Source organism: Vibrio sp. 1167, assembly GCF_033340375.1.
Lineage (GTDB): Bacteria > Pseudomonadota > Gammaproteobacteria > Enterobacterales > Vibrionaceae > Vibrio > Vibrio alginolyticus.
Genome location: NZ_JAWOWK010000001.1, coordinates 396130 through 407816 on the forward strand (window position 1 = coordinate 396130; position 11687 = coordinate 407816).

The window sequence follows — 11687 nt, forward strand, 5'->3', positions numbered from 1 at the left end:
TCTATAATGACTCATGACTATCATCAGATAGCGATGGACTCTTCACAGAAAAACAAACCAAGCCCATGTCATATCGCCCTCTTTATTTCACTTCAATTTAGTACTTTTGTCGTACCAATTAGTATCGCTCAAGCTGAAGAAGTCGTAGATGAATCAATGACAGTTTATGGTGAAGCAAACAGAGTTTATGCCGCTGGCAAAGTTTCTCACGCGAGTAATATAGGAATGCTTGGCGACAAAAACTTCATGGAAACGCCTTTCAATACGATTGGATACACAGAAAAACACATTCAAGACCAACAAGCACGCGATATCTCAGATGTAATCTCAGCTTCTGATCCCTCTGTTTTCACCAGCGGTGAAACCGGCTTAAACAAAGAAAGTTTCAAAATAAGAGGTTTCAACTCAGACATTAGCGACGTTATGTTTAATGGATTGTATGGTATCGCTCCTTATTACCGAACCTCTCCTGAAATGTATCAACGTATTGATGTACTTAAAGGTCCTGCTTCTTTGCTCAACGGTATGCCACCGAATGGATCTGTTGGTGGCACCATCAACTTAGTGACAAAAAGAGCACAAGAAACACCAATCACATCTTTCACCGGCAGCTACTTATCGGACACTCAATTCGGAGGACATATCGATATTGGACGTCGCTTTGGTACAAATGAAGAATTTGGTATTCGTTTCAACGGTGCATTTAAAGATGGAGACACCGCTATAAACAACCAAAGCAACAAAACTCAACTTGCATCATTAAGCCTTGATTGGCGTAATGACATTGCTTTCCTTGAAGCAGATTTTTACTACAGTACAGAGCGAGTTGAAGGTGCAAACCGTGGGTTAAGCATCGCTTCTGGTCTCAAAATCCCATCACCTCCTCCATCTGACACATTATTGACGCCAAGTTGGGCCTACAATGATAGCGAAGATAAAGGGATGATGATTCGCGGGGAGCTAAGCGTTAGTGACTCTGTAACTGTATACAGCGCATTGGGTGGTAGCCGTACAGATTTTCATTCAAATGTACCGCAACGAATCAAAATCATCGATAACGAGGGTAACCTAGAGGTATCTCTCGGATCAGTTAAGCTTGAGAACAAACGGACTTCAGGTGAGATAGGTGTTCGTAGCAACTTTGACACTGGCCCAGTAGAACACCACCTTGTACTGAATAGTACTTACTTTAGAGAAGATAAAAATGATTCTCCAACAGGTAATAATAATCCAGCCCCTTGGAACTCGAATATTTATGATCCTGTTTGGGGACCAGAAAATTCAGTTTACGACAACTACTATGGTTTACCTATCGATTCAACTCAGGTCAGCTATGGCATTGCCGATACGTTATCTTTTGTTGATGGGAAATACCAAATCACGCTCGGCTTGCGTTACCAGAGCATTGATTATGAATCTGGAATAATAATGAACGGAATGTCGCTTCCTACCACCAAGTTTAAGGAAAGTACTTACACTCCCGCACTTGCAGCATTATACAAAGTTTCGAGCTCAGTTTCGCTTTATGGTAACTACACCGAAGGCTTAACGAATGGGAAAACAGCAGGCTCTAGCGCTGCAAACGCAGGAGAGGCTTTTGAACCCCAAAAAACCAAACAGACTGAAGCTGGCGTGAAGCTTGACCTGGACGGCTTTGCTCATACGTTCAGTTTATTTGAGATTAAAAAGCCAAATGGGTACCAAGATCCGGATACCAACATTTTTTCTTTCGGTGGTGAACAGCGCAATCGCGGTATTGAATGGGGGTTCTACGGCACACTATCAAAGGACTATACACTCATCGGTGGTATCGCCTATACAGATGCAGAGATTACAAAAGCAACAGATGTGACAGAGGAGGGGAAACAAGCAACTAAGCTACCCGATTTACAAGCTAAACTCGCATTAGAATGGAACCTCCCTGCGATGCGTGATCTCACGCTTATCGGCCAAGCGAACTATATGTCTGAACAATACATTGATGCACAAAACACTCAGGCATTACCTGCACAGACTATTCTTGATCTTGGCGCACGCTACAACTCAAATATTGCTGAAACAAGCGTGGTTTGGCGCCTTAGCGTAAACAATGTACTGGATGAAGATTACTGGACAACCACCCACTATGCGGACCTAGCTCTTGGCGCACCACGTACAGTGATGCTGTCAGCTACTGCGGATTTCTAATCCCTCCACCTCCCCTTTAGCCTGCCTTCTAAGGGGGACTTACTCCCATTTGGCTGTTCATGAAAATTCACAACAAATCAAAGGAAGTACTCATCTTCAACATTCAAGCAGACAAAGAGCTCGCAACACCTACGGCCAAAGTTAATTCAAAACATAATCCATCAACGTCCACTTCCATAGGCTTTATATGAAAAACGATAAGAGCTCAATATGCTCTACCACGTTCTCCTTATTTTCGCTTGATAGGCTAGATAAGGTGACAATATGATAAGTAAAATCAGCCAACATTACGTTACGCCTAGCTTAATGCCAGCCTTAAAGCCATCGATTAAGAAGCTTGCTTTGGGAACGTTTTGTGAAGCACTTGCCGCTGTGGCAAAAGTTGGTGCACTGCTATGCTTGATAAACCTTATCGATAAATTTGCAAACCAATGGATTTACGGTGCCATAGGACTTTGGGCGGCTAGCGCACTTGCCTCATCAGTGGGCTCGTGGTTAGTTCATGATGCCGAGTCGCAGTTTTCCACTCGATTACGTCGCCAAGTTGCTCAGCACTTGACGCGCTTGCCAAGCAAGACCATCTCTCAATATGGTGATAATCAACTGCGTCGCATAGTTTCCGAAGACATCAGCACGCTTCACCACATGGTTGCGCATTTGCCTTCAGAACTCGTGACATTCATTGTCGTACCCGCAACTTCTATTTTTATCATGTTGAATCTCACAGGTCCGGTAGCGATGCTTACTCTGCTCCCTGGTCTAATTGCATCATTGTACTACCTACTCTTTTTACCTAGGTTCGCCGCTAAACATGGCAAAGAGCGCATGACAATAATGGGTGATATCGTTACCGCAGTAAACGACTACACAAGAGGTATCCGAGTAAATCGAATTTACGGCACGCAAGCAGGAGCACTCGACAGCTATAATGATGCCACAAGACGCTTTACTCACGGCATAGTGAAATGGGTTGGTAGCGTTGCCCTTCCAGCAGCAATTGCTACCGCATTACTTCAAGCGGTTTCGACTTTCGCAATGGCCTATACCATTGGCTATGAATTAAGTCCCGTGGCAATGGCGTCGCTATTCTTTTTTGGTTTGGCCGTCGTATCACCCGCACTGAAGCTTGGCCATGGATTGGACTACGTTAACGCAGGAAAGAATGCTGCAAAGAACATCAGCGACTTTTTACAGCAACCACAAATAGAAAGTGGCAGTTTGAGCGCGGGAGAAAAACCGCTATCACTACAAGCATCAAATATCGTAGTGGCTAATGGAACCGTTAATATTATTGATAACTTCTCCCACTACTTCCCACGCGGTTCATTTACAGCCATCATGGGGCCTAGCGGAGCAGGCAAAAGTACGTTACTACGTCTATTAGCAGGTCAAGAAACACCTCTTTCAGGCTTCGTTACCTTAGGAGGCAATCAACTGTCTAAACTCTCTGAGATATCCCGATACTCCGCCATACGCTATGTACCCCAAGATATCGGTGTACTCAAAACTACCATTAGGCAGAATTTGAAACTATCAACGCCAAGTTCAAGTGACGACGAGCTGAACCAAGCTTTGCAACAAGCTCAATTAAAGATTGACCTCAATTCTGATGCAAGCGTGCTTTCAGGAGGCGAGCAACAACGTGTCGCAATAGCTAACACATTTCTAACTCAAGCCAACGTTCTATTACTGGATGAACCAACCAGTGCTCTCGATAAAAATACGGCCTTCACTGTGATCAGAAATCTCGCGAAGTTTGCGAAAACACAAGACAAGATATTGATCATAATTACTCACGACTCAGAACTCGCGAAACTTGCAGACACTACATTGATGCTCAACAGAAAGGCTCAACGACAGGATGAAGAAGTATGACGGCTCACAATACCCTCTATTCCAATTCGACAATTCCACAAAGTGCAAAGCACCGTCTATATCGAGTCGCTATAGGTTGGGGACTAGTTGCATTATTTGAGGCAACGGCTTACACATTTCTTGCAATATCTATTGTCGAACAAGCTTCACCATTGAACGTCATAATAGCTGCTGTTCTAACTGTGATAGTTACCGTTATTGTAACTCGTTCTGGATTTCTCTCTGGTGCGAAACTGGCTGGGGATCTTTATTCATCAGTAGGTCATTCGCTCAGTAAAGCAAAGTTAGCTTGGTTTAATGATCAGCATAGAACTCAGCTCACTCAACTAGCAGAACGAGGAATACCTGGCTTTATGGCCATTCCTGCTCATCAGCTACAAACATTTTTGCACGCTCCAATGTTACCCATATTTTTAATTATCGGTATTGGGGTCGTTGGAGGAGGTGAAATTGCACTACTCAGTGCCGTATTGTTACTAGTTGCACTGCTCGTTCAGTACAAGGCGCAAAGATACCTAAGTCGCTCAGATAGCGACCGACATGACGCAGAGCTTCAAGCGACTAAATCAACACTTGAGCTCATAGATCACCTTGAGTTACTTCGCTCAACAGCGGGGCCTGAGCGCTCAATCGAGCGTATTGAACAGAGTTGGCACGCACAAGAAGAAGCTCATTCAACTATTAATCGTAACGCTTCTATCGCAACCTTAGTATCAGGATTGGCAACGATTTTACCCCTTGCAGGTATCGCCATCTATCTCGTCTTAGAGCCGATTACTCAACCCTTATTAGCCTTGGCTTTATTGATATTGATTACCCGTGCAGCTGCACCTTTGGGTGAACTCGCGTTGGCAGGCTTTGCGATTAACGACGTAAAATCCTCAATTAAAAATTACGCTCAGTTAACGAATGTCCCTGTTCTGCCTGAGCCTAATCCTCAATTTGCAACCTCCCCCAAAAACCATAAGTTCGAACTGAACCTTGTGGGCCATTTAGATCTCTTTGAAGATGCTAGCACGGAGATCAAACAAGGTGATACCGTCGTCATCAATGGAGTCAGTGGCAGTGGGAAAAGCACTTTACTGGGCCTGTTTCTAAGGTTTGATGATCCTGACCAAGGTCTTATTTCGCTCGGAGGGATAGATCTAAAGAATATCCCTTATGACGTGCTCACCCAGCATATAGCCTATGTTGCTCAGGAACCGGTCATTTTTACTGGCACATTGGCGGATAACATTCGGTTAGGTAATCCCAATGCAAGTGATTATGAAGTTGAGAGCTTTGCAAGACACGCACAATTGGACAAACTTATTGACTCATCTCCTAAAGGAATACATCAAACAGTAGGACAAAGAGGCTCAGGGTTGTCAGGAGGTGAAAGACAGAGAGTTGCAATTGCGCGAGCTCTCATTAAAAAGGCGCCAATCCTCATTTTCGACGAAGCGACGGCAGCATTAGACGAAGCAACCGAAAAAAGTATTGCTCAACATATTCAAACATTGAACTCGACCGTGATTATTGTGACGCATCGCGATCAGAATATATGGTCACCCACATTGGAACTCACGATTGAGGGTAGAAGAGTTATAGTTGCACAGTACAACTCTACTTCCTTGAAAAGTAGGGACAAATTGGCGGCTGAAGAAACTAATAACAATCAATACTTAAATCTAAGCGGTGTCAATTGAGTTTTTTGTCACTTTAGCACATTGTATCATCTAAAGAATCTTACAGGCATGTTGTAAAGCAATAATAATAAAGCGAATTCTCAAGGTTATAATTCTGACTCAATCTGACACAAGATAGACGTAGGTCTTTCCAATACCATCAGCTTTTCGAGTCGGTCATCATACAGCGCATTGTCAATTTTTTTAAAATAGACTCTACACTTTTACAACAATCGATTCTTGTATTGCTCCGGTGTCATGCCGGAGTATTTCTTGAACATCGCGATAAAAGGGCTGGCTTGGTTATAACCTAACGTCAGAGCGACTTCTTTTACGGTCTGCCCTTTACGCAGCAACTCCATAGAATGCAAATAACGTACACGTAAGCGCCACTCAGTAAAGCTCATTCCTAATTCACTCTGGCAATGTCTCGCTAACGTGCGTTCTGTGGTATGCACTTTTGCCGCCCACTCCGCCAAACTGATCTCATCCGTCGGCGATTCTTCTACTGCTTTTAAAATCGGTTCAAGATACTTATTGTCGGTAGTCGGTAAAAAGTGATGTTCGACTTCTTGCTTTGCAAGCTGGTCCAATAACACTTGTACCAAGCGCTTGTCTTCATCAGTTTGCGCCACATTAATGTCTCGCTGACGAAAGTCCTCAATAATAGATGACACGATTGGAGTCACTTTGATCAAGCTCGTTTTGGTAGGAAAATGCGCTGTCAATTCAGGGGCAATGTTCAAAGAACAATATTCGATTGGCTTACGGTTGTAGCTAGTGTGACGAATTCCGGCGGGAACCCAAATAGCAAGATGTGGAGGTGCTAGAAATCTTGTGTCTTCTGCATCCATCTCCAGAATCCCACCGCTGATCAGTTGCACTTGCCCCCAAGGGTGGCTATGAATTCGTGTTTCTGTATTAGAGAGAAACGCTTCGAAATTCATAAATACATCTGATGGCGCACGATCGATTGATAAGGAGGGGTGAAGATTTCTGGCGCTCTTTTTCAAAATTGTCTTCCTATCGCTTACGATGTCTTTTAAGAGATACTTTTTATTATAAAGACCTGCCAGACTAGCGCCATCAATAATTGTGCTATAGGGTTCTCATGATTTATTTACTTCCGTTTTTCACCGTTATGATTTGGGGTGGTAACTCAATTGTGAACAAGATGGCTGCGAGCGCCATTGAACCAAGTGCGATGAGTTTCTACCGTTGGTTTGTCGCAATGGTACTCCTAACGCCATTTTGCCTGCCTGCAATCATCAAACAACGACACATTATTCGACCTTACTTAGCTAAGTTGGCGTTTCTTGCGTTACTTGGTATGGTTCTCAACCAGTCACTTGGATACTATGCCGGTTTAACAACAACGGCCTCTAATATGGCCCTGATCACCTCTTTAGTTCCTTTGATCAGTGTGTTTTTAAGTGTCCCATTGCTCGGTAAATCTATATCAATGTTAAGTATCGTCGGTGGTGTCATTTCGCTCGGCGGCTTAGCATTTATGCTTGGTCACGGTGATATCACTTACTTTTTACATCAAGACTTAACGCAAGGTGACAGCTTAATGCTCGTTGCTGCCATGGTATACGCGGCTTATTGTGTTCTGCTAAAACGCTGGAAAATGCCATTCAGTAGTTTGACTCTGGTTTACATGCAGGGCTTCTTTTCTGTTTTGATGCTCACACCACTTTGGCTCTCTAGTGAGCAACTGTTACCAAGCCAAGACGCGCTACCATTAATCGCTTATGCTGGTATTGCTGCTTCCATTTTCGCGCCGCTGATGTGGGTCAAAGCGATTGATTCAATTGGTGCTGATTCAAGTGCTATGTTCATGAACCTAATGCCTGTGGTTTCCGTCATACTTGCTTCAACACTAATTGGTGAGAAAATTTACACTTACCACATTATTGGTGGGTTGTTAGTCATCTCTGGCGTTATCTTGTCGCAAATAAAAGTAAGACAGAGAAAACCATTGTCCAATTCTGAGATTGCCTCTACCGCCAATTAACATCTACACCCCAAGCCACAGAACTACGCTGTGGCTTGTCACTTCCAGCGTTCGAATAAAAGTTAATATTTTGTTTCATTCGCTATTCCCGAAAATTCATCTTGCTGCTAAATTGGGAAAACAATAACCCATCAAGGAAAGACAGATGAGCAGTGGTCAAAGAGACATTACCCTTCGCTTTTTAGCAGAACCCAGCGACGTAAATTTTGGCGGAAAAGTGCACGGCGGCGCCGTAATGAAATGGATCGACTTGGCAGCATACGCCTGCTCTGCAGCGTGGAGTGGTAAATATTGCATTACCGCATATGCTGGCGGCATTCGGTTTGTTGCGCCGATTCATGTCGGCAACTTAGTCGAAGTTAGCGCGAAAGTCATTTATACCGGACGAAGCTCAATGCACATTGCGATTGACGTGCAAGCTAGTGATCCAAAGCAAATGAAAAACAGACTCACCACTCACTGTATCGTTATCATGGTTGCTGTAGATGAAAACGGAAAACCAACCGATGTACCGAAATGGATTCCAGAGTCAGATGAAGACAAAGCCTTAGAGCAATCCGCTATCCGTCTTATGAACATGCGTAAAGAGATTGGGGAAGAAATGGAAGCACACGTTAAATATCTCAAGTAACTGGCATCCGTTAAGAACGCTATTAAGTACCTCAACGTTACCTAGACCCAGAGTGTGGAGCAACATCATGGTTTTGCCATTTGTTTCACGCTCGCCCTTCTCTGTCATAAATCCTTCACCTAGCTTTGCTTAAATCCATCCATTATTTTAGAGTTGGATAGAGTTTGGATCTTGAGACTAAAAGAAACGACCTTAAGTGAAGAGACGTTGACCAATTTAAAAGCGGTCGAGTACCAGTGGGTGAGAACCATGTACGTCGAGGGGTATAACGAAACAGAAATTAATCATTACATTCAAACTTGCTTTGGCGGTGACGTTACCTTTGCTAATCTATTTCGTCGCGTCGCACTGCAGCAAGAAAGTTTGTACACGCTGCTTCAATACGTTGGATGCGCACCTTCCAGCCGAGAGTTTTAATCTCTTCCTTCCCTACCTCAATTTAGCTTTTTACTAAGCTCTAGTTATTTATGTGAAGTGCTACGCAGGGCATTATTCAAGCCCTGTGTAATCCATTGCAAAGCCGCTAATCTCTATCTACTTATTGCACAATTGCCTTTAACAGGCATAAAAAAACCTGAGTCTAAACTCAGGTTATGGTTACAAAAACTGTTAGTGATTGAATCGTAAGGAACTAAGCTAACAGCCAGCTATGCGTAACGCCAATAAAAGCCAAGATATTACTGATCGGCGGCCAAACCAAAATTGTAATATCCGCGCTAAGTATAAGGGCGACCATGTGGTCGCCCTTTTCTAGTTATTCTTATCAATCTCAGACCACAAGAGATTATCCTTTCACACCACCAGCGGTTAGACCACCAACCAACCAGCGCTGCGCAAGTAAGAATACGGCAGTGATTGGCACTGCTGAAAGTACAGCAGCTGCGGCAAAGTCACCCCACAAGTAGTTTTGTGGATATAGGTATTGCTGCATACCCACTGCAAGTGTGTATGAGTCTACATCAGAAAGCAGTAGTGATGCTACAGGAACTTCACCAATTACCATGATGAACGACAAGATGAAGACTACCGCTAGGATTGGCACAGACAGTGGCAGCAATACCAAACGGAATGCTTGCCATGGTGTAGCACCATCAAGAGCCGCTGCTTCTTCTAGAGACGAGTCAATACTTTCGAAGTAGCCTTTAATGGTCCAAACGTGCAGTGCGATACCGCCTAAGTAAGCGAAGATCAGACCGCCATGCGTGTTCAGACCAAGGAAAGGAATGTACTGACCCAGTTTGTCGAACAACGCGTACAGAGCAACCAGTGCCAACACCGCAGGGAACATCTGGAAGATCATCATCGCTTTAAGAATGGTGTTCTTACCTTTGAACTTCATACGAGCAAACGCGTAAGCCGATGTGGTTGATAGCGCCACGATTAGGATTGCAGAAATACCACCCACTTTTACCGAGTTCCACAACCATGTCATTACTGGGAATGGTGGCGGTGTAACTGTACCGTCTGGATTAGTCACCGAGAAACCTAATGCCAATTTCCAGTGATCAAGTGTTGGGTTGTCTGGGATCAGGCTACCCGTTGCAAAGTTACCTTCACGGAATGAAATCGCGATGATCATCAGTAAAGGGAAAATAATCAGTGCCAAGAATGCCCACATTGCAATATGAGTAGCCCAAACACGATACTTTAATGACTTACCTTGTACCATTGCCATTGTAATTTCTCCTTAGTCCTGAGCTACTTTAGTTACACGTAGGTTGATAAGTGCCAATGCGCCAACCAATAGGAAGATAAGCGTTGCTACCGCACTTGCTAGACCGAAGTCTTGACCACCAGCACCTTCGAATGCGATTCGGTAGGTGTAACTTACTAGCAGGTCGGTGTAACCCGCAGGCTCTGATGTACCAATCATGTTTGGACCACCGCCAGTCAACAACTGGATAAGTACGAAGTTGTTGAAGTTAAATGCAAAACTCGCGATCAACAATGGTGTTAACGGCTTCAACATCATTGGTAGTGTGATACGTGTGAAGTTCGTGACAAAGTTCGCACCATCAATTGCTGATGCTTCATATAAATCGTCTGGAATCGCTTTTAGTAAGCCCATACACAAAATCATCATGTAAGGGAAACCAAGCCAAGTGTTAACAATTAAGATCATGGTTTTCGCCATGAACGGATCAGAGAACCAAGCCGGGCTAATGCCGAATAAGCCTTCCAACAACATGTTGATCTCACCAAAGCTTTGGTTAAACAAACCTTTAAAGATCAAGATAGAAATAAACGCCGGAACTGCATAAGGCAGGATTAGCAACAAACGGTAAACTGAGCGACCTTTAAGTGCTTCCCACTGAACCACACTGGCAAGGACAAGACCAATAACAAGCGTAAATAATACGGTTAGCGCAGAGAAAACAATGGTCCAGATAAAGATACTGATAAACGGCTCTTTGATACCATCATCTTTCCAAACACGCTCAAAGTTGTGGGTACCAATGTTCACCACGAAACCTGGTGACACTGTGCTACCAACAAATTGACCGTTTTCATCGACAGGCTGGTAGTAACCTACTTCCATATTTGGACGTAGCGTTTCTTCAGTCCGGTTGTTGTAAAGCGTTTCACCATCTTCTTGTAATGTGTACAAAGGTACAACTGCAGCAAATTTGCGCAGCCCACTCATGCGGATATCATCACCACTTGGCAAATGTAAATCGACACTGCTCAACGCACTGCGGTTCTTAACAATCGCCTTGATTGATTCTTTTTCACCCGTTACTTCTTCAATTGGTGAAAGATCAAACTCCGATGCTGAAAGGTTATCAAGCTGAAAAGTCGGGCTTGCAAGTAGCTCACCATCTTTTTCAACCACAAGTTGATGGCCTTGCTCCGTTTTATACAAAGTGAACGGGTAGCTATCACCACTTTGGTAAGTTCGGTCCAAAAGTACGTTCTGAGCGCGATCAAAAGAGAGTTGGTTTTTCGCGCTATAGTTGGTAAACGCCAAACCTATGGTGTACGCCAAAGGAAAAAGAATGAAAAGGATCATCCCTGCTATACCAGGGTAGATGTAACGGTGTGCGTACGTCTTTTTACTACCAAAGATGAACAACGCTAAAGCGGTAAGAATGAGCGTAAGTAGTGCAAACGCAATCTCACCGCGAGAATACATAAGGATTGTTGCGTAGCCATTGATGATGCCGACTGTGCCTAAAAGTGACCATTTCATGAACACTTTTTTGCTGCTCGGAAGGCTGGCTTCTGGTGCTGTCATAGCATTTGTACCTTGAACTGACTGCATAGGGAACCTGCTAGCGAATATAGAATAAATATAGAAAAGTAAGGAGGA

9 protein-coding genes are annotated in these 11687 nt (G+C 43.8%); 6 read left to right on the forward strand and 3 right to left on the reverse strand.

Going from position 1 to position 11687, the window contains the following annotated elements; translation table 11 throughout:
• Positions 1-6: 6 nt before the first annotated feature.
• The 3 genes from R7Z78_RS01755 to R7Z78_RS01765 all read left to right on the forward strand — a co-directional run bounded on the left by R7Z78_RS01755 (position 7) and on the right by R7Z78_RS01765 (position 5750).
• Positions 7-2187 carry a TonB-dependent receptor gene (locus R7Z78_RS01755; protein ID WP_104976459.1) on the forward strand — a complete coding sequence of 727 codons (2181 nt, stop codon included), beginning with the start codon at positions 7-9 and terminating at the stop codon, positions 2185-2187.
• A gap of 264 nt (positions 2188-2451) precedes the next feature.
• Positions 2452-4062, forward strand: a complete 1611-nt coding sequence (locus tag R7Z78_RS01760) for an ATP-binding cassette domain-containing protein (protein WP_005375287.1) — start codon at positions 2452-2454, stop codon at positions 4060-4062.
• Positions 4059-5750 carry an ABC transporter ATP-binding protein gene (locus tag R7Z78_RS01765; protein ID WP_017821247.1) on the forward strand — a complete coding sequence of 564 codons (1692 nt, stop codon included), beginning with the start codon at positions 4059-4061 and terminating at the stop codon, positions 5748-5750. The genes R7Z78_RS01760 and R7Z78_RS01765 overlap by 4 nt, the downstream gene beginning before the upstream one ends.
• Positions 5751-5953: 203 nt before the next feature.
• Here R7Z78_RS01765 and R7Z78_RS01770 read toward each other — a convergent pair whose 3' ends face one another.
• Positions 5954-6742 carry an AraC family transcriptional regulator gene (locus R7Z78_RS01770; protein ID WP_005385013.1) on the reverse strand — a complete coding sequence of 263 codons (789 nt, stop codon included), beginning with the start codon at positions 6740-6742 and terminating at the stop codon, positions 5954-5956.
• A 98-nt stretch (positions 6743-6840) separates the two neighbouring features.
• On the opposite strand from R7Z78_RS01770, the gene R7Z78_RS01775 reads away from it, so the two are divergent.
• The 3 genes from R7Z78_RS01775 (at position 6841) to R7Z78_RS01785 (ending at position 8794) form a co-directional block, all read left to right on the forward strand.
• Entirely contained in the window at positions 6841-7746 is a 906-nt protein-coding gene (locus R7Z78_RS01775) for a DMT family transporter (protein WP_085569343.1), read from the forward strand.
• Positions 7747-7891: 145 nt separating this feature from the next.
• A complete protein-coding gene (locus R7Z78_RS01780) occupies positions 7892-8377 on the forward strand; it encodes an acyl-CoA thioesterase (RefSeq protein ID WP_005375279.1) in 486 nt (161 codons plus the stop codon).
• Positions 8378-8548: 171 nt separating this feature from the next.
• The gene (locus R7Z78_RS01785) at positions 8549-8794 is read left to right on the forward strand and encodes a hypothetical protein (RefSeq protein WP_005375277.1); all 246 of its coding nucleotides are present in this window, start codon (positions 8549-8551) and stop codon (positions 8792-8794) included.
• Positions 8795-9161: 367 nt separating this feature from the next.
• Here the strand turns inward: R7Z78_RS01785 and malG are convergent, their stop codons facing one another.
• Entirely contained in the window at positions 9162-10052 is an 891-nt protein-coding gene (malG, locus tag R7Z78_RS01790; protein WP_005375275.1) for a maltose ABC transporter permease MalG, read from the reverse strand.
• A gap of 12 nt (positions 10053-10064) precedes the next feature.
• Positions 10065-11639 (reverse strand): maltose ABC transporter permease MalF, encoded by a 1575-nt coding sequence (gene malF, locus R7Z78_RS01795; protein WP_005375273.1) that lies wholly within the window; start codon positions 11637-11639, stop codon positions 10065-10067.
• Positions 11640-11687: the final 48 nt, after the last annotated feature.